Genomic DNA, 18705 nt, shown 5'->3' on the forward strand with positions numbered 1-18705 from the left:
ATGGAAGGTTCTATTCAAGACCTGATAGATGCGGGAGAAGGCTATCACCTCGAATTCAAAGAATCCCTTGAAAAATCATTTATCGAGGAGGTTTGTGCTTTTGCTAACTCCAGAGGAGGTAAGGTTATCCTTGGAGTTTCTGACAAAGGAGTCATAAAGGGAATAAATACTGACAATAATTTTAGATCAAGAATTCAGGACTCTCTCAGACAATTGCAACCCTATCTTAATGTTGGCATAGAAATCAAAGATAACCTCATCATAGTTGACGTGCCGGATGGCAACGACAAACCTTACGCCTGTTCCAGAGGATTTTTTATTCGAAATGGGGCTAACTCCCAGAAACTTACCCGCAATGAAATTATTGAATTTTTCCAGAAAGAAGGCCGGATTCGTTTTGATGAGCTGAAAAACGAGAAAGCGGTTTTTGAAAACGATTTTGATGAGAAGGCATTTGAGAATTTTCTGAGCCTGGCAGGAATTACCCATTCTATTGACAAAATGTCTTTGCTGAGAAACCTGGACTGTATTACCGATGATGGAAAATTTACCAATGCCGGAGTTTTATTCTTTGCCAGAGATCTCGATTTTCTGTTGAATCATGCTATAGTTGTCTGTGTTTTGTATAAGGGAACGGAAAAAGTGAATATCCTTGATAAGAAGGATTTTAAGGGAAATATTGTTGAAAATATCAACAATGCGATTATTTTCGTCAAAAGGCACACAAACGTGCAGTATAAGATTGAGAAATTACAGCGGGAAGAGATCCCAGATATTCCGGATATAGCACTCAGGGAAGCCATTATAAACTCGGTTTGCCACCGTGACTATTTTGATAGGAGCGCAAATGTGCTCATTGAAGTTTTTGACGATAGGGTTGAGATCTCAAACCCAGGAGGACTGCCAAGCGGCTTGAAACCCTCTGAGTTCGGACGCAAGAGCGTTGCCCGCAATCCGCTTATTGCATCCCTTTTAAATCGTATAAACTATATTGAAAAGGTCGGTACAGGAATTAACCGTATTAAACAGGCTGTAGCTGAAAACGAAAATTCGTCAGTGGAATTCTCTTTTGATAGTGGCTTTTCCGTCATTTTCCGAAGGTTGATAGCAATTTCTGAAATTGAATTAGGTGAAGGTTCGGAGAAAAGTTCGGAGAAAAGTTCGGAGAAAAGTTCGGAGAAAAGTTCGGAGAAAAGTTCGGAGAAAATACTCCAACTCATCTCAGAGAATAAATATATCTCTGCTCAGGAGTTAGCTGGAATCTTAGGAGTTAGCTCGCGTGCAGTCGAAAAACATATAGCAAATCTCAAAGACAAAGGGCTTTTAAAAAGGATAGGTCCAGATAAAGGCGGGTATTGGGAAATTATTCCGGAAAACAGATGACTTAATTCTTGAAAGTAAGTTGGGAGAAAACTGTGGTGAAAGCTGTGGTGAAAAGTGGGGTGAAAAGTGGGGTGAAAAGTTGGGAGAAAGTAATCGGATAAAAGTAAAAAATAAGAAGCATGTTACTGAAGACTAAGCATAGAAAAGTAGAATAGGTTGGGTGAAAAGTTGGGAGAAAAGTGGGGTGAAAAGTTGGGTGAAAAGTTAGGTGAAAACCAGCTGGAGATAATCGAGAAAATAATAAATGATTCTCAAATCTCAATTGTAGAACTAACTTAAAGAATTGGAATTAGTATTACTGCAATTGAAAACAACGTTACAAAATTCAAGGAAAAAGGTATTTTGAAGCGTGTAGGTCCTGCAAAAGGTGGGCATTGGGAAGTTGACCCGGAACTTGCCGACACTTTTAATAAAACTTAATTTCAAAGATTGAGTTCGGAGAAAAGTTCGGAGAAAATACTCCAATTCATAAACGATATTATTAACAAATAAAAGAGGCTTTGACTGATTAAGATGAAAACGATTAAATCTCTAACTGAAGCCGAAATCGCTGAATTGTCCACATTACCAAATGAATGGAAATGGACAAGATTGGGTGAAATTCACATTTTAAAATCAAATAAACACAAGGGGTCTGGAGAGGCTTTGTTCTACGTTGGACTAGAACACATAAGCAAAGATCAAGGAACTTTGACAAAAGATGTAAAGGTTGATGTGATTAATACTGTAAAAAACAGTTTTAAAAGGGGTGATCTTCTTTACGGAAAACTTAGACCTTATTTAAATAAGGTATATTTAGCTAATGAAGACGGAGTCTGTTCAACAGATATCCTTGTTTTTGAATCCACCCCTTCTTTAAACCTTAATTATTCAAAATACTTTTTTCTGTCATATAAGTTTGTCAATGATATGACTCATAACTCAAGTGGTGTAAATTTACCAAGAGTTTCAACAAAATATTTGCAAGAATATCCATTTCCATTCCCTCCACTCCCCGAACAACGCGCCATAGTCTCCAAAATCGAGCAACTCTTCAGCGAACTGGACAACGGCATTGCCAACCTCAAACTGGCACAGGAACAGCTCAAAGTTTATCGGCAGGCGGCGCTGAAGAAAGCATTTGAAGGAGAGCTTACGAAAAAATGGCGGGAAGAAAATCCTGGTGTTGAAGATTCAAAATGTGTATTGAATAAAGTTAAAAGCCAAGTATCTACTCAAAGTCAGAATAAAAAAATTCAAGATTTTCAATATGACGAAGTACCATATGGGTTACCATTTAAATGGAACTGGGCATCTCTAAGCGATGTATCAATATCAATTACAGATGGAGACCATCAAGCTCCCCCGAAAGCCGATTCAGGCGTTCCTTTCATTGTAATCTCAAATATAAGTTCAGGAAAACTAGATATGTCTGAAACGATGTATGTTCCTGAAAAATATTACGAAAATCTTGCAGCAAAAAGAAAACCACAACCAAGAGACCTATTATATTCGGTAACGGGTTCATATGGCATACCTATATTAATCTCAGAAAATTATCGATTCTGTTTTCAGCGTCATATTGCTCTCATTCGTCCTCATACTGAGATTTCCTCTAAGTACCTATATTATGTTTTGAAGTCACCTTTGGTTTATAAGCAAGCAACAGAAGTTGCTACAGGCACTGCTCAACTAACTGTACCACTCTCAGGTTTGCGAATAATTAAAGTTCCTCTTCCACCCGCAGAAGAGCAACAAGCCATCGTTCAGGAAATCGAAACCCGCCTTTCAGTCTGCGATAAGATACAGCAGGACATTGAAACAAACTTGGAAAAAGCCGAAGCACTTCGGCAGAGTATTTTGAAAAAAGCGTTTGAGGGGAAGTTGCTTAATGAAAGGGAACTTGCAGAGGTTCGCGGGGCAGAGGATTGGGAGCCGGCTGAGGTTTTGCTGGAAAAAATAAAGGCTGAAAAGGCGCAGAATGGGAGGAAGTGAGGGAACATGATCTCTGGGCAATTGAAAAGCATTATACGGGACGGCGAAGGGCTTACCGTCGAATTCAAGGAGTGCAGGGATCAGCTGAACAAAGATGTATACGAGACCGTCTGTGCTTTTTTGAACCGCAGCGGAGGGCATATTGTCCTTGGGGTTGATAACAGCGGCAATATTACGGGAATTGATTCGGATTCTCTGCCGCAAATTAAAAAAGATCTGGTCACTGCACTGAATAACTCCCAAAAGATCAATCCGCCTCTCTATATATTGCCTGAAACAGTGGTCGTTGACGGAAAAACCCTGCTTTATCTTAGCATCCCTGAAAGTTCACAGGTCCACCATTGTAATGGAAAGATATTTGACAGGAATGAGGATGGAGATCTCGATATAACCAACCATCCTGACGCTGTGGCTCATCTGTATATTCGTAAACAGAGTTCTTTTTCCGAGAACCGCATCTATCCTTATGTTAAACTTGAAGACCTAAGGGATGACCTTATTCAGAGAGTGCGGAAAATGGTCCGTTCCCAGAATCCCAACCACCCCTGGGGAACAATGAATGACGAGGAGCTTTTAAGCAGTGCCAGATTGTATCAGCACGATTACCAGACCGGCAAAGAAGGTTACACGCTTGCTGCCATTCTCCTGCTGGGCAAGGACGAAGTTATCCAGAGCGTACTGCCTCATTTCAAAACTGATGCCATCCTTCGCAGAATTAATCTTGACCGTTATGACGACAGGGACGACATAAGAACCAACCTGATCGAGAGCTATGACAGGCTGATGGCTTTTGTCGCAAAACATCTGCCAGACCCTTTCTATCTTGAAAATGACCAGAGAGTCAGCCTGCGAGATCATATCTTCAGAGAAGTTGTTGCAAATATTCTCATCCACAGAGAATACATAAACGGTTTTCCTGCAAAATTCATAATTGGAAATAATCAGGTTGTCGCAGAAAACGCGAACCGTCCACACGGACATGGCAGAATAAATCCTTCCAACTTCACACCATTTCCTAAAAATCCGGTGATTGCTCGATTTTTCAAAGAAATCGGAAGGGCGGATGAGTTAGGTTCAGGTGTCAGGAATCTCTACAAATACACAAGGATTTATTCCGGTGGGGTTGAGCCACAGCTTCTTGAAGGAGACATTTTTAAGATAATTGTTCCCGCTACCCCGCAAGCTACCCCGCAAGCTACCCCGCAAGCTACCCCGCAAGCTACCCCGCAAGCTACCCCGCAAGCTACCCTGGGAAATGAAACAAATAAAATAGCTGCATTGCTGGAATATTGCATTGAGCCAAGAAGCAGAATTGAAATTCAAGAGTTTATAGGATTGAAGGACAGAGAATACTTCAGGCTGGAAATTCTGAATCCGCTTATTCAAGAAGGAAAGCTCCTGCTTACAATCCCAGAAAAACCAACCAGCCCTAACCAAAAATACTATTCCAAACCTAAGGATCCAAACCATGTCTGAAAACACCTCATCCATCGTTTCCAAAGTCTGGAGCTTCTGCAACGTCCTGAGAGACGGGGGCGTGAGCTACGGAGATTATCTGGAACAGCTGACCTACCTCATATTCCTTAAAATGGCAGAAGAGTACAGGAAGCCGCCGTACAACAGAGATATCGGCATCCCTGAGGAATACACATGGGATAAACTGAAACAGCAGCAAGGGGCAGAGCTTGATACCCATTACAGGGAGCTTCTTGAAGCGCTCGGGTAAAAGTCCGGGATGCTCGGGCAGATCTTCCTTAAAGCCCAGAACAAGGTCAGCGACCCTGCCATGCTGTACAAGATAATTGATATGATCGACAAAGAAAGCTGGGTCATGATGGGTGTGGATACAAAAGGAGAGATCTACGAAGGGCTCCTGCAAAAGAATGCAGAGGATACGAAAAGCGGAGCCGGGCAGTACTTCACCCCCAGGCCACTAATCAAGGCAATGGTGCAGTGCCTCCAGCCCGAGCCCATGAAAACAATCGGAGACCCCTGCTGCGGTACAGGCGGGTTCTTTCTGGCAGCTTATGACTTCCTCACTTCCCACCACCGCCTAGACCGGGAACAGAGCCGCTTCCTGAAAAACAAAACTTTCGGGGGCAATGAAATAGTCGCAGGGACAAGACGGCTTGCTCTGATGAATATGTTCCTGCACAACATCGGGGAAATAGACGGAGAGCCCATGATTTCCAATTCCGATGCGCTCATAGCCGATCCCGGTTACCGTTACGATTATATCCTCACAAATCCGCCTTTCGGTAAAAAGAGCAGCATGACCTTCACCAACGAAGAAGGCGAGCAGGAAAGAGAAGACCTGACTTACAACCGCCAGGACTTCTGGACAACCACAAGCAACAAACAGCTAAACTTTTTGCAGCACATCCATACGATCCTCAAGACCGGTGGGCAGGCAGCAGTCGTACTACCTGACAATGTTCTTTTCGAAGGCGGAGCAGGAGAGACTATCCGCAAAAAACTCCTTGAAACCACAGACCTGCATACAATCCTTCGCCTGCCGACAGGTATCTTCTATGCAAACGGAGTAAAGGCAAACGTGCTATTCTTTGAAGCAAAATCCGCAGCTAAAGAGCCCTGGACAAAAGAAGTATGGATCTATGACTACCGTACCAATGTGCATCACACATTGAAGAAGAATCCTATGAAATATTCCGATCTTGAGGACTTTATCAAATGCTATAACCCAGAAAACCGTCACAGCCGCAAAGAAACCTGGAGTGAAGAATTTCCCGAAGGCAGGTTCAGGAAATTTAGCTATGAAGAAATAGTAGCAAGGGATAAAACAAATCTGGACATTTTCTGGCTCAAAGACAAAAGCCTGGCTGACCTTGACAACCTCCCTGACCCCGATATTCTTGCAAACGAGATAATTGAGAATATGGAGGCTTCACTGGCAAGTTTTAAGGAGATTATGGCTACAATCAATGGAAACGGGGATGAGAATTGAAACATGTATGATTGGTAATTATAAGCAGACTTGATAAAAAAACCAGTCATGTGTATTACTTCCAGTAATAACACCGCCAGTTATTTATACCGGAAGTTACATATTATATATTGTTCACAGGGAACTGAGCTGTAAAATGAAGCAAATTCAGGACAGAGTAAATCCTGGTCCCGCAATAAACTTCATTGACGTGTAAGCTTAAGATGAAGCAAATTCAGGGAAGTCTGAAAGCTGATCCCGTAACTTATATTTCATTTATGGTGTAAACTGCGAGATGAGGCAAATTCAGGACGGCTTGAAAACCGATCCCGTAATATTCTTCATTGACGCGTAAGCTGTAAAATGAAGTAAATCAGGATGGCTTCAAACTTAATCCCGAAATCTTACTTCATTGATGTGAAAGCTTAAAATGAAGCAAATTCAGGACAGTCTGAAAACTGATCCCGAATATACTTCGTTGACGCGTAGCTATAAGGTGGAGCAAATTCAGGACGGCTTGAAAACCGATCCCGTAATATCCTTCATTTATAGCGTAAACTGCGAGATGAAGCAAATTCAGGAAAGTATGAAACTGAGCCCGTAATATACTTCATTACACGTAAGCTTAAAATGGAGCAAATTCAGGACGGCTTAAAAACTGGTCTCGATCTACTTCATTAACATGTAAGCTTAAAATGAGGTAAATTCAGGACAGAGTAAATCTTGGTCCCGCAATAAACTTCATTGCTGCAGACCAACCTTGTGAACCCTTTATCACTCTTCTAATCAAAGTTAAAGCGTATAGATATCGTTTCTCTTCTTTTACTGCTTTTCTCAGCTTTTCGTTTGAATGTTCTAACAACACCCTTAAACTGTTTTAAGGCGATATGAACAGAATTTCAGTCAGCAGGCTCATTTGCATCCTGCTCATAGTTCACCTTCTACCTATCAGGCTCCAAAAAATTTTTACTAACCTGTTAGTTCCCAGAAAAGCCAAACAAAGCTCAAAAACTCTCTTCATAATATCGATCGATGGAAAAGCCTGGTTTTCTGGAACGAAGGCACCGAAGAAAATTAAGAGTGGAGGGTAAAAAATAATGGAGTGAGAGGGAAGAATAATGGAATAAAATAAAAATAAGATGTAGTTTTTGGAAAATCAAGACTTTCAGGCTCTCCTTTCCGTTAAAAAAGAAAGGCAGGTAAGAGAACTTGTGCTGGTGCTGATGCCGGGTTCGTAGACTGATAAGGATTATTTTTTTCTGCCAAGGAAATAATAAAGTACAGCCCCAAGTATCCCGAATAGTAAGGCTACTACTATCCATATGATTTTCTTTACATCGCTCAGACCTTTATTCTGAGTCATCACGTCATAAATGACCCAGATGACAGAAGCCAGTGCAATTAATCCCCATATATTGGTAATCAAGCTCAATTAGATACCTCCTTAAATATAAAAGATATTCAAAAAGATATATATCTTACCCTGCATGGGCCACAAAATAGGCGTTTTAGTCTGAAATGCTGGTCAAAACAAATATTCCAGGTCTGTTGACCAAAAAAAGAGTAATAATGGTTTCAATATCTTTCCTCTGCGAGTGGGGCTATAAAACTCAAACCGTAAAAGATCAATTTTCCAGATTATTTTCTCAGGCCTTTAATTAGTTCTTCAGTATCCCCCACAAACTCCAGACCTGCATTCCTCCCTGTCCCCGAATAGATAAGCCCATTGCCGGAGCTTTTTTTCTTTAATAGGTCCACACTGATACTTGAGTTCAGCGACTCATTGACTTTTGCCGTCATTTCCCCCAGTTTTGGGGCCGGAAGCTCGACGCCTTCCGACCTGTCCGCATCGATATCGAGCCGATATGTTTTATTTTCAAGCCTGATCCGAATATTATCTGCAGTCACATCAAATAAGGTAATTTTTGCCCCTGAATAGGTTGTAAATTTGTACAGTTTTTTATCATACAGGAAACCGAAGATGTAACCCGTGAAATAACTGCCGAACCAGGGTATTTTTGCTATCGAACCTGAGAGCGATATGCCTTCCCTGTTGAAGTGGTTTGTCTGCATCCATATCCAGGAGGAAGGCATTGAAACGCCCCAATCCTTTTCGATGTAGCCCCTGCCGCCAGTCAGGTCTGTATTTATGCCGTTGACCTCAATAAACCCCTCGATGGCGTGGTCCATGCTCAGTATGCCGTGATAACATTCCATTCCCGGCACGAATGCATACCAGCCCATAACTCCCGGAGATAGAAGTTTCACAGGCCAGGGGTATCTGTCCTTGAAACTGATTCGGGCAGAGATCAGGTCTCCATCCTGCCGGAGGTTGAGACTTATTCCCTCAGTGCTGAAAAAAGATTCACCAATAGTAAGCTCGAACTTTTCATCACTCGCCTTAAGGTCATCCAGAGTATACCTGAAGTAAAGCATTCGCTTTGCTCTGGCATCAATGAACATTATAAAAGAGTGGGACCTGGAGGGGTCTCTTGATATTGAAACGCCTGGGATCACTGCATAAGCGTGCTCCTCGCTGCTGTCTACCATTTTAAAATACCAGCCTTCGAAAAAATCCTTCTTTTTTCTCATGCCGTGAAATTTTCCCGGCTTCCAGATACCGGGCATCAGCTTCCAGATGTTAATCATTAGTAAATTTCCTTAACTCTGCCTGAGAATTGGTAAGTTTCTTAACTTTGGTTGAGAATTGGTAAGTTTCTTAACTTTGGTTGAGAATTGGTAAGTTTCTTAACTTTGGTTGAGAATTGGTAAGTTTATTTAACTCTGCCTGAGCATTGGTAAGCTTACTTAACTCTTCCTTCAGGCCGTCTATTTCATTATTAATTTGCGCTATATGAGATTCGCAGGCTCTTATACCTTCATCTAAAATTTGCAAGTCTGAGTCCTGATATTTTTGCGGAATTTTTCGGAAGGACTTTCCTAGGGACGAGAGAAGTATTGAAAGCTCGTGTTTGCTTATCCTGGCTTTCTCAATTAGTTCTTCTTCCAGCTCCAGCCAGGGATATGAATACTCAGCACCTTCAGACATATTCTTTATCTGATTTTTAATCCGGTTCTGTCTATTCATTTCCTGAGCATATTCAGCATTCAAACCCTTTTTCTTTATTTTTTCTTTTTCAATGGCTTTAATAATCGGTCCGGAAGAACTCAAAAATGCCGCAGAAGAACAGGAGTTCACAATTTGTTCTCCCATTTCAGCCCATTTCTTATCTTTATTCCAGTCTTCGGCCCTGTTGACTCCTGTTAAATAAATTATTTTTATTTTGTTTTTTACTCTGCCGACAAATCCTGTTTTTTCACTTTGCAGTTCCGAAATTTCCTTTTTTCTTTTATCGATTTCGGACCGGATATGAAGCACGTTAGAAAAGATTCTTTTTAATTCGGGATCAGTTATGACTGCTTCCGGCTCCTGTTCGAAGAGTGTTTTTGTGAGCCGGTAATATGAATTTTTGTATTCCTGATCCAGTTTCTTAAATGCTTCCCGTAATTCCCTTACTCTTTTCCTGGATTCTCCCCACTCAAACCTCATTTTTTTTACAAGGCATATGTTTTCTTCGATTGTATCAAGGTATTTTTGTTTTTTCAGGGCGGTTTCAATCTCTATATCAAAATCACCAAAAGTAAAGCCTGCCCTGTATCTTGAAAGTACTGATTCTCCGGTTTTTCGTTCATATTCCTCTTTTCTGGATTCAACTTTTTTAATCTTGTTTTTATGCGAAAGTATTTTCAGGTTAATGCATTCAGGCCTGAACCTGTCAATCCAATCATCAGGTACCGTGACCGTACCTTTTTCGATCCCAGCATTGAAAGCTTGAGCATACAGAATAAAAGAAGAGGGACTGTTTAGCGAATCTGGAGATAAGCTAACCCCATCAGAATGCGAAACTTTATTCTTATTCAGGAACTCGTCAGCAGTTTCCGTTATAGTTTGACCTATACTTTGGCCTGCTTTTATGAGGATATTGGATCCCGAGATAATTTCCAGGGTGTTTAAATCTACAAGCCAGGTTTCGGCAAAGGTTCTTTTAAATAAATGCATATTGTGTCCGCTGTGCCCGATGAACCTTTTTGCTGCCTCAAGACTTTCAGGGTCCCGGAACCCGAAACATAATGTCAGTGTGCATTGCCCTGTCTGAAATACTGATAAAAAGTGTTTATCTGCGAAATATAAAAACGATTGATGGATATTTTCGTACAGAAATTTAAAATCTTTTTCATCCATAAAATCGGTTACTTTTGCACAAAAAATAGACGGCCTTCCATACGAGTACAATATTCCTGCTATGGGAAAACTTTTTTTAAACATTTCCCAGTGCCTTTTTAAAAGGTTGACTTCTTCTTTGTTTAAATTGTTCTGTTCAACAAGGAATAAAGATAACGGACTACTTCCAGGGAACGGATTCACCCTTACGGATTTTGTGGCCTGGCTTCTCTTTTCCTCATAACTTTCATCCCTTATGCCAGGACATTCAATTTTCGGCATACATCCTATCCGGTCAATAAAGTTCCGGGCACAAAAATAAAAAGCAGGCTCATCCATCTTCCCACCCACCGTCTGCTTGCTTTATACTGCATAAAAATCAAGGTCTTAAATCAAATTCTTCGATTTTTGATATAAAGGTAATTAACACCTTTCTGTTTTGTTAAAAAGTCACTCTAAATGTTATTTTTCATTATATATCAAAAAGTTTACATCCTCATATCTGAAAAAGTTTCATTTCCATATCCGAAAAAGTTTCATCTCAATATCTGAAAAGTACTGAACATATCTAAGAAGCTGCAGGAACTATCCTGGAGGTGAAATCTTACGTCCGGATTCAGGGGTTCATATTTATAACTTTATAAGTAAGTTTTTTATGTTTAATTGTTAATTTATTAATTATGATAAATCAATGCGACCTGAATCTTGACGAAAAATACAGGCCTAAAACCATAAAGGAAATTGCTGGTCAGCCGCATCTTCAAACGCAACTGGAGAATATGGTACAGACCGGAAAGATACCGCACCTGCTCTTTCATGGCCAGCCAGGGGTTGGAAAAACCTCAACAGCTGTAGCACTGGCAAACGATTTATTCGGAAAACTGTGGCAGTATAACCTGCATATTTATAACGCTTCGGATGACCGCGGGATCAATTTCATCAGGACAAAGATAAGGAACCTTGTTTCCATAGTGCCTGTCGGCGTTCCGTACCAGATAATTTTTCTTGATGAAGCCGATGAACTGACAAGAGATGCACAGACAGCACTTCGTGAGATCATGCAGAAGCATACGGACACATCAAAGTTCATTCTTTCCTGTAACTGCCCGGAAAATATAATATTACCGATCAAAGACAGGTGCATTGCATTAACCTTTAACCCGATAGCACAGGATGTTATTGTCGAAAGGTTGAAAACGGTATGCGCCAGTGAGCGTATCGGTTATGACGAAGGTGTCCTTGAAACAATTGCAGAAGCATCCGGAGGATCTTTGCGGAAGGCTATTCAGAGCATTGAGCTATATCGAAATAAAAACAACTATATCCCGAAAGAAGCTTTCCAGAAATTTGCTGCACCTTTTGATGACAGGACAGTAAAACTATTGCTTGAAGATGTATTTGCCGGAGATATTTCAGGGTCCGAGGAAAGGCTTCACAGCCTCTATCGTGATGGGTATAGAGCTATAAACATATTTAATGGAATTATCAGGGTTATTGAAAGTGATCCTGGCATTGAAAAAGCCATAAAGCAGGATCTCATCGACCAGACCGGATTATACGAATGGAGAATATCACAGGGCTCAAATGAGCTGTTGCAAATGCGCTGTTATTTGAATTCTCTTGGCAGAGCAGCCCGGAAAGATACAGGTTAATACTCTGTACTTATCGGGCGGGGTGGCAGAATTGTGAAAAATACAAAAGTGAAATGAATTGAGTAAAAAAGGAAAGTCCTTCAAAAACTCAACCCGGATCATTTCAGGATTAGTTAAGTGTTTATTGCTACTTTAAGCGCTTAATGCTGCTGTCTTGGCCTGACTTCTTCAGGGAACCACTCCTCCCGAATTTCTCCGGGCATATTACTCGCTACGTCTCTTAGCTCCCCTTCCCCCATGTGCCTGTACATGACCCGCAGAACAGCCCTGATAACCTGTGCAGGATTAACGTCAGGGTCAAACTCAAACTGTGAGTGTACTCTTCTTGCAAATTCCTCTTTTTTGAATTTCTCAGGCTTGTCCCTGGGTGTCCAGCCGTCATAGTAAGTACCTTTAATCACAAGAGGCAGCTGTGCTGCAAGCTGGACTGCTTCTTCCATAGGAAGCCTGTCCCTGAGTGCATGAAGGGTACCTCTCAGTGCCTGGTATGCGCTATTTTTGTTCTGCCACTGTAACTGCTCAAGAATATCCTTCAACCAGACATTGGTAAGTTCAATACTGCTATCAAGACTTGTTACACCTGTGCTCGTTCCATCTCCCCCTTAAGCTGTAAAAATCAATATCATTCGACAGAATCAGTTTATGGTCTGTATTTATATAATTATATCTAAGAATAAAATTCAAAAAAGAAAAATGCTGAACTGGATTTTAAGCAACCTGCTGAGCCTCGATGAAACCGACATTGACATTGAACTCCTTATCCATAGCTCCTGTGAGTCGGCTGTCGATTTGAACAGCAATGTCCTCCGGGACTTCCTGCGCCACAGGATGAGCCACGACAACATCCACGATTACAGTCTTCTCGAAAAGAAAGTCAGCAGGCTCATAATTGACAGTTAATTCGGCAAGTGTCAGCCCTCTCTCTGCATAGACAGGATCTTCAAAGATAGCCGTAACTTCCTCTTTTACCTGCTGCTCGACAACATATGCCTGAAAAGAAGCGAAACTGATAAGGATAAGGATTAAAGAAAGAACGGCAATTGCACCGAGCAAGACTGCACCGTGCGAGATTACAGCATAACGCGCATGGTCGATTGCAGAAGGTTCAAGAGGTCGAAAGCCTGCAAGCCAGAACAGTACAAGTGTGGACATATTAATTGCAAGCATGTTAATAACCACAAGCAAAGCGGCAGCAATAGCTACTTCCGGAATCCCCCACGCAAGCCCAAGACCTGAAGTCGCAGCAGGAGGGATAAGGGCGATAGCAATGGCAACTCCTACGAGAGCAGAGCCTACGTTTCGCATTATGCTAACGGCTCCTGCAAAACCTGAGCCCAGAGCAAGCAATACATACAGGAAATTCGGGCTTATGCGTTCAGCAATCTGGGATACGTCCCGAATATCGAGCTCTGGAGGCAGGAAAAAAGATTCTTTAATAAAAAAGCCTAAAAGGGCAGATACTGCAATTGCCAGCAGAAGGCCTGTAACCTGCAGCATCACCCCACGCGAGACGAGTTTTCTATCATCCACAACAGTCCCGACACTGGCACTTATTGCCGGTCCCATCAAAGGGGCAACTACCATTGCTCCGATAATGGTTGCAGCTGAATCAAGCAAAAGCCCTGCAGTTGCAATAACCGTGCTGAGGATGAGAAAAGCAAAGAAAGTTGAAGCCGCAGGTGCGAGGTTCTGTGCACGTGCAACCAGTTCTTCCCTTGAAATGCGCTCTCCGGAGTAGCGTTTCTTCAGAATATCTATGTTCTCTGATATGACCGTTTCAGGGGACAGGACTATTGTGTATACTCCTTTACTTAATCCGGCCTCGCGCAGTTTTTCAAGCACGGGCTCGACACCAATAGAAGGAATTGGAAACTGCACAAGAGCCTCGAAGTCTCCTCTTCCTGTTTCATCCCAGACGACATAGTCAATCTGCTCTTTATCGAGTACCTCCAGCACCGACTTTCGCTTTCCTGCAGGAATAAGCACCTGGACGAGACGCATAATATAATAAAAGCCGCCTGAATATATCAATCATAAAGAAAAACCGATATGTACTCATGAAATGAAAACCGGCTTCTCAAATTCGTTACAGAAGAACGTTATAAAATACCCATATAAACCATACAAACGGCTAAATATGTGGGAAATAATAACATCCGGTACGCAGACATTAAAAATAAAGCCCTGAAAAATTAAAAATAATAAAAAATTTTTGAAAAGGTAATTGAAGAGAATTTGAATATCCGGAAATTTTAAGCACTCCTGCTGCCACTTACAGCTTCTTTTGCACCTTTTTCTTTATTTTCCTTAAATGAAACCCTTTCAAAATCCCCGCGCAATGCTTTCAGAGCATATTTTTCGGCTTCGATCTCTTTTCGGGTCCGGACAAAAAACCTCCGGAATACGGATACAGGAGGACACCAGCCCTGTACAGCGTGCTGGAGCAAAAAGATAGAAACCAGAATCGGTAGAACAAACCATTTTTTGTTCCCTTTTAAGCCATATACGACTCCAATAAAAGAAAGTACAGCTGCATTGGCTTCAATATAGCGTTCTATGTCCCATTCATGGTCAAGGTCATCGATCCTTTTTGAGATCTCGTAGTCTGTCCTGTCCGTATAAAAGCGGACAGATGATGCAATCTTAGAGTCAATAGCCTCATTTATTTCCCTGGGCGTATTGGCTCTTACCCTATCTCCCCTTACAAGTTCTCCGAATTCAACCATTTACGCATCCCCTTTGCTATAATAAAGTTTTTTAATAAATTCGGGTTCAAAGCCACCAGAATTAAGTGTTAAACAAGCGGTTATTAAGTGTTAAACAAGCAGTTATTAAGTATTAGACAAGCGGTTAAAGATTATCGTACCTTAAACGATTTTAATTTCGTAAAGATTTATCTCTGTACATTCTGTCCTGATATCTGAGAAGAAATATCATCGAAATCTCCTCGCAGAGTTTTCAAGGCATATTTTTCCACATCAATTTCCTGTCTCGTGCGGATACCAAATTTTCTGAGAAAAGGTATAGGTGGAGCCCAGCCCATTAAGGCATACTGAAGCAGGAAAGTTGTGGCTATCAAAGGCAGGATAAGCCATTTTTTGCCCATTTTTAAACCCATCAATAATCCTATCATAGAAATTACAGCTGCACGGGTTTCAACATGGCGTCCTATATCCCATTCATTATTTAGCTCTTCAATCCTTTTCGAAATTTCATAGCCTGTCTTGCCCGCATAAAAACGGATAGTTGCTGCAATCTCACGGTCAATTGCTTCATTAATCTCGGGAGGCGTACTGGCCCTTACCCTGTCTCCCTTTACAAATTCTCTAAAATCAATAGTCACATAAAATTCCCCCTCTCGATGAAATACATATTCAGGTTTACTGTCTCCCCTGATATTCTAAACTTGAATTCATGTTACTAAGACAGGGTGAGGTATGGTCATATAAAGTTAATCAGAGAAATTTAGTTTCAATACTTGCCCATAATGGAAAAAATGATCAGGCCAGTATCATTTTCTATACAGGAAAGAATAAAAGAAAATAATTAAGGAACTTAAAATTGAGGTTAATTGTGAAACTTAAAGTTGAAGTAATTACGGAACTTAAAATTGAGGTTATATCTCAAAGATGGCAAGGATCTGCTGGTGTTATAAATGCTCTAAAAATTGGCTTTAATTAGAAAATAGTCAGACATATGTTACGAAGGAAATTAAAACTCGATCAGGCCATTCGGATAGTATATAACGCTTCTCCCACGGAAATATTCGCCTCCGGGATGGCTGTATCCGTTTGATCCGCTCCAATCGAAATTGAGCCAGTATTCTGTCCTTTCCCCATCATCAAGCATTCTTTCAGAGTACCATATATTTTCGGCAAAAGGATATTTCCCTGCTACGTAATCCATTATCCTGTAAGCTGTTTCTCTGTCATTCCCGATATACAGTTCAGGATAAGCGTGTCCGTAAGACTCATTGTATGCGGTAACTACCCTTGTGTTAAACCCCATACTCTTCAGCAGTGCAGACATAACAATGGAATAGTCATCACAGTCCCCTATATACCCGCTGTCAATGGTCTGTGAAGCCCTGAAGAAAAACTCGGCGTTTTTATCGTACCTGTATTTCCAGTTCCTGTTTACATGGTTATACACTGCACATGCATCTTCTATATTATATCCCGAATTCTTCCCTGTTATATTGAAAACTTCTTCCTTTATTCTTTCCTCTTCCGAGCCTATAGCTCTCTGGAAATTCTGAGACAGGATCCTGTATTCTTTTGGATAAACTGCGCCTGACCTTTCTTCCGGATAAGTGGGCACTTCAGGAACCCCCGGAGAAGTTATACTTTTGCCATTATCGTCAATTCCGGTAACGTTATCGTTAATTCCGGTAACGTTATCGTTAATTCCGGTAACGTTAGCCTCGCGGTCTTCCGGACCCTGACTTCGGGACACCCCTTCAGGCAGCAGTTTGTTTAACTCGTCAGAAACAAAGCTCTCATTAAGGCTATCAGTACCTATACAGCCGGCTGTAAAAGATGCAAAGAAAATAAGAAGTATAAATACTAAAGCCCTCTCAGAGGCCATGAAATCAGCTCCAGAAGTACTTTATGCGTCAAAAGAGTAAATAAACTTCCCTAAATATAATAAAATAAAAGGATTTAAATCAGCCATTAATGTTTTTTTCTGGCTTTAAAGTTTACGTTTCTCTTTTTCGTTTCAAAAATATCCCGCATTTCGGATAATCCAGGCCTTCACAATATTTTCCTTTAGGAGTAAATTGTGGGCATGAGGAATGATATTCACACCTTAATTGAAGGAGAGTTTTAAAAATTCCCATAAATATACGCCCATATTCATACTACCGAATAAACTCACATCTGAAACATTGCATTGAGATTTAAGCCTGGACCTGCTCTGTTTCATTGTCTGGAATTCTGATATTTCCGGTATTAGCCTCGATTATTTTAAAGTACGGCAACCCTTTAACTGCCCGCAGAGCCATTGAATATTCCATATCCGGAGTATATTCCTTGATCCTGACAGGGCTGGCTATAGCGTTGAGAAGCTCTTCAAGACTAGGGCTGTTTGATTTCCAGGTCCCGTCACTCTGTGTTTCAGCAGTGAAAATCTTCCATTCTATTTTTACAGACATAGTATCCTCCCCATGAGAAACTTATTCTCTTGCGCGACATGCTCAAAAAAATAAATCAATACTAATCAGGTTTAATTATTTTTATATGTTTTCGTCTATAACTTTGTTTTATCCGTATAATCGATATCCTGCATAAGAATCTGAAATTCCTTCAGGACAGAAAACTCAAGCTAACCGGAAAACTTTGAATTTATGCTGTCCGGCTCAAATAAGTAAATACAGATGTAATGCGAGGATACACAGGTGTAATGTGCAGGTTTGAAAGATATAAGGATTGAAAAAAGATTCTTTTCGACATAGAACTGAATCGATAAGCATAAAATAATCGGTCAGTCCGGGGGGTAAAAGCATTTGATTTAAAAAACGTTAGAAAGCTTAATTAAAGGGAAAACTCCAGCCCTCTATTGCTCCAGGCCTTTACTGTTTCAAGCTTTTACTGTTTCAGGCTTTTACTGTTTCAAGCTTTTACTGTTTCAAGCTTTTACTGTTTCAAGCTTTTACTGTTTCAAGCCCGGTTTAGAAAATCGAGCACTATCTTATTAAACTCTTCAGGTTTTTCCATATTTGGCACGTGGGCGCTGTCAGGCATTATAACTTTTTTCGCCCCATTAATTCCATCTGCAAGAAAGTCAGCTGCCCTGAGGAGTTCAGGATTATCGAGGGAGCCAGCTATAATTAAAACAGGGATATTTATCTCAGCCAGCCGTACGGCAGCCGGCGGATTGGGAGGATTGAGCGGGCTGGCATCTGCAATAGCCCAGGTACCGTTCCTGACCGCAGTTCTGTTCATTTCAGCCGCATGCTGGCGGACAGATTGGCTAACATCTTCAGGCTGGCGGAAAGGGCCGTCAACCCAGAGGCGGACCTGAAGGTCATTTACACGGTCCAGATCGCCCTCTTCGAGAGCCTGCAGCATCTCAAGGATTTCGGATGGAGGTTCTCCTCTCATTTCAAAGCCTCCGGGAATCCCGCTGACAACAGTTAGCGACAGCACCATTTCAGGGTGCTCGAGCGTAAAATCAATAGCTGTCTCTCCTCCTATTGAGCAGCCCAGCAAATGAGCATTTCCGATCCCGAGCTCCTTCAGCAGACGGTACAGGTCATGCCTGCGGGAAACGGGCCCTGTTGAAGGATCGGATTTTCCGAAACCTCTCATGTCAAAGCGGAGGACTCTCCAGTACCGGGTTAAAGCCTGCCACTGCCCGTCCCACATGCCGCTGTCAACAAACCCTGCGTGGATAAGCACAAGGGTTTCGCCCTTTCCTTCGATCTCATAGTAGACCTTCCCATTTCCAAGGTCTGCATATCCGTTGCTCATGCCCTTATATCTCCTTTATTTCGCCTTCATTCCTGTTTTAGCAAAGATTCTATTTTT

General features: G+C 41.4%; 16 protein-coding genes and 1 pseudogene. 7 read left to right on the top strand and 10 right to left on the bottom strand.

What is annotated here, in order from left to right; translation table 11 throughout:
• The 6 genes and pseudogenes from RSJ42_RS11730 (at window position 1) to RSJ42_RS11755 (ending at window position 6905) form a co-directional block, all read left to right on the top strand.
• Window positions 1-1383 (top strand): ATP-binding protein, encoded by a 1383-nt coding sequence (locus tag RSJ42_RS11730; protein WP_410507468.1) that lies wholly within the window; start codon window positions 1-3, stop codon window positions 1381-1383.
• A gap of 156 nt (window positions 1384-1539) precedes the next feature.
• Window positions 1540-1662: a hypothetical protein gene (locus tag RSJ42_RS11735; protein ID WP_410507469.1), complete on the top strand. Its 123-nt coding sequence runs from the start codon at window positions 1540-1542 to the stop codon at window positions 1660-1662.
• 234 nt (window positions 1663-1896) lie between these two features.
• The gene (locus tag RSJ42_RS11740) at window positions 1897-3357 is read left to right on the top strand and encodes a restriction endonuclease subunit S (RefSeq protein WP_410507470.1); all 1461 of its coding nucleotides are present in this window, start codon (window positions 1897-1899) and stop codon (window positions 3355-3357) included.
• 6 nt (window positions 3358-3363) lie between these two features.
• The gene (locus RSJ42_RS11745; RefSeq protein WP_410507471.1) at window positions 3364-4833 is read left to right on the top strand and encodes an RNA-binding domain-containing protein; all 1470 of its coding nucleotides are present in this window, start codon (window positions 3364-3366) and stop codon (window positions 4831-4833) included.
• A pseudogene (locus RSJ42_RS11750) lies at window positions 4826-6322 on the top strand (N-6 DNA methylase). The gene RSJ42_RS11745 and the pseudogene RSJ42_RS11750 overlap by 8 nt, the downstream one beginning before the upstream one ends.
• 409 nt (window positions 6323-6731) lie before the next feature.
• A complete protein-coding gene (locus tag RSJ42_RS11755; RefSeq protein WP_410507472.1) occupies window positions 6732-6905 on the top strand; it encodes a hypothetical protein in 174 nt (57 codons plus the stop codon).
• Window positions 6906-7550: 645 nt separating this feature from the next.
• Here RSJ42_RS11755 and RSJ42_RS11760 read toward each other — a convergent pair.
• The 3 genes from RSJ42_RS11760 to RSJ42_RS11770 all read right to left on the bottom strand — a co-directional run bounded on the left by RSJ42_RS11760 (window position 7551) and on the right by RSJ42_RS11770 (window position 10862).
• Window positions 7551-7733, bottom strand: a complete 183-nt coding sequence (locus tag RSJ42_RS11760) for a PLDc N-terminal domain-containing protein (RefSeq protein ID WP_410507473.1) — start codon at window positions 7731-7733, stop codon at window positions 7551-7553.
• Between the two features lie 206 nt (window positions 7734-7939).
• Window positions 7940-8950: a tocopherol cyclase family protein gene (locus RSJ42_RS11765; RefSeq protein WP_410507474.1), complete on the bottom strand. Its 1011-nt coding sequence runs from the start codon at window positions 8948-8950 to the stop codon at window positions 7940-7942.
• A gap of 70 nt (window positions 8951-9020) precedes the next feature.
• Window positions 9021-10862 (bottom strand): hypothetical protein, encoded by a 1842-nt coding sequence (locus RSJ42_RS11770; protein ID WP_410507475.1) that lies wholly within the window; start codon window positions 10860-10862, stop codon window positions 9021-9023.
• Between the two features lie 341 nt (window positions 10863-11203).
• Here RSJ42_RS11770 and RSJ42_RS11775 point away from each other — a divergent pair, with 341 nt between their 5' ends.
• A complete protein-coding gene (locus RSJ42_RS11775; RefSeq protein WP_410507476.1) occupies window positions 11204-12175 on the top strand; it encodes an AAA family ATPase in 972 nt (323 codons plus the stop codon).
• A gap of 140 nt (window positions 12176-12315) precedes the next feature.
• On the opposite strand, the gene RSJ42_RS11780 is transcribed toward RSJ42_RS11775, so the two are convergent.
• From RSJ42_RS11780 to RSJ42_RS11810, 7 genes are all read right to left on the bottom strand, one after another.
• Window positions 12316-12711 carry a DUF2267 domain-containing protein gene (locus RSJ42_RS11780; RefSeq protein ID WP_410507477.1) on the bottom strand — a complete coding sequence of 132 codons (396 nt, stop codon included), beginning with the start codon at window positions 12709-12711 and terminating at the stop codon, window positions 12316-12318.
• 172 nt (window positions 12712-12883) lie between these two features.
• On the bottom strand, window positions 12884-14176 hold the full coding sequence (locus RSJ42_RS11785) for a TIGR00341 family protein (protein ID WP_410507478.1): 1293 nt from the start codon (window positions 14174-14176) through the stop codon (window positions 12884-12886).
• Between the two features lie 251 nt (window positions 14177-14427).
• On the bottom strand, window positions 14428-14901 hold the full coding sequence (locus RSJ42_RS11790) for a hypothetical protein (RefSeq protein ID WP_410507479.1): 474 nt from the start codon (window positions 14899-14901) through the stop codon (window positions 14428-14430).
• Window positions 14902-15068: 167 nt separating this feature from the next.
• The gene (locus RSJ42_RS11795) at window positions 15069-15518 is read right to left on the bottom strand and encodes a hypothetical protein (RefSeq protein ID WP_410507480.1); all 450 of its coding nucleotides are present in this window, start codon (window positions 15516-15518) and stop codon (window positions 15069-15071) included.
• Window positions 15519-15886: 368 nt separating this feature from the next.
• Complete coding sequence (locus RSJ42_RS11800; protein ID WP_410507481.1) at window positions 15887-16762, bottom strand: transglutaminase-like domain-containing protein; 876 nt, start codon at window positions 16760-16762, stop codon at window positions 15887-15889.
• Window positions 16763-17075: 313 nt separating this feature from the next.
• Window positions 17076-17330, bottom strand: coding sequence for a hypothetical protein (locus RSJ42_RS11805; protein ID WP_410507482.1), 255 nt, complete (start codon window positions 17328-17330; stop codon window positions 17076-17078).
• A gap of 505 nt (window positions 17331-17835) precedes the next feature.
• The gene (locus tag RSJ42_RS11810; RefSeq protein WP_410507483.1) at window positions 17836-18648 is read right to left on the bottom strand and encodes an alpha/beta fold hydrolase; all 813 of its coding nucleotides are present in this window, start codon (window positions 18646-18648) and stop codon (window positions 17836-17838) included.
• Window positions 18649-18705 lie beyond the last annotated feature (57 nt).

The organism is Methanosarcina hadiensis (assembly GCF_046529725.1).
GTDB lineage: Archaea > Halobacteriota > Methanosarcinia > Methanosarcinales > Methanosarcinaceae > Methanosarcina > Methanosarcina hadiensis.

Bases quoted from the DNA above. Each gene is read 5' to 3' on its own strand.
- RSJ42_RS11730 (WP_410507468.1), top strand. From the start codon at position 1: ATGGAAGGTTCTATTCAAGACCTGATAGATGCGGGAGAAGGCTATCAC.
- RSJ42_RS11740 (WP_410507470.1), top strand. From the start codon at position 1,897: ATGAAAACGATTAAATCTCTAACTGAAGCCGAAATCGCTGAATTGTCC.
- RSJ42_RS11745 (WP_410507471.1), top strand. From the start codon at position 3,364: ATGATCTCTGGGCAATTGAAAAGCATTATACGGGACGGCGAAGGGCTT.
- RSJ42_RS11755 (WP_410507472.1), top strand. From the start codon at position 6,732: ATGAAGCAAATTCAGGACAGTCTGAAAACTGATCCCGAATATACTTCG.
- RSJ42_RS11765 (WP_410507474.1), bottom strand. From the start codon at position 8,950: ATGATTAACATCTGGAAGCTGATGCCCGGTATCTGGAAGCCGGGAAAA.
- RSJ42_RS11770 (WP_410507475.1), bottom strand. From the start codon at position 10,862: ATGGATGAGCCTGCTTTTTATTTTTGTGCCCGGAACTTTATTGACCGG.
- RSJ42_RS11775 (WP_410507476.1), top strand. From the start codon at position 11,204: ATGATAAATCAATGCGACCTGAATCTTGACGAAAAATACAGGCCTAAA.
- RSJ42_RS11785 (WP_410507478.1), bottom strand. From the start codon at position 14,176: ATGCGTCTCGTCCAGGTGCTTATTCCTGCAGGAAAGCGAAAGTCGGTG.
- RSJ42_RS11790 (WP_410507479.1), bottom strand. From the start codon at position 14,901: ATGGTTGAATTCGGAGAACTTGTAAGGGGAGATAGGGTAAGAGCCAAT.
- RSJ42_RS11800 (WP_410507481.1), bottom strand. From the start codon at position 16,762: ATGGCCTCTGAGAGGGCTTTAGTATTTATACTTCTTATTTTCTTTGCA.
- RSJ42_RS11805 (WP_410507482.1), bottom strand. From the start codon at position 17,330: ATGTCTGTAAAAATAGAATGGAAGATTTTCACTGCTGAAACACAGAGT.
- RSJ42_RS11810 (WP_410507483.1), bottom strand. From the start codon at position 18,648: ATGAGCAACGGATATGCAGACCTTGGAAATGGGAAGGTCTACTATGAG.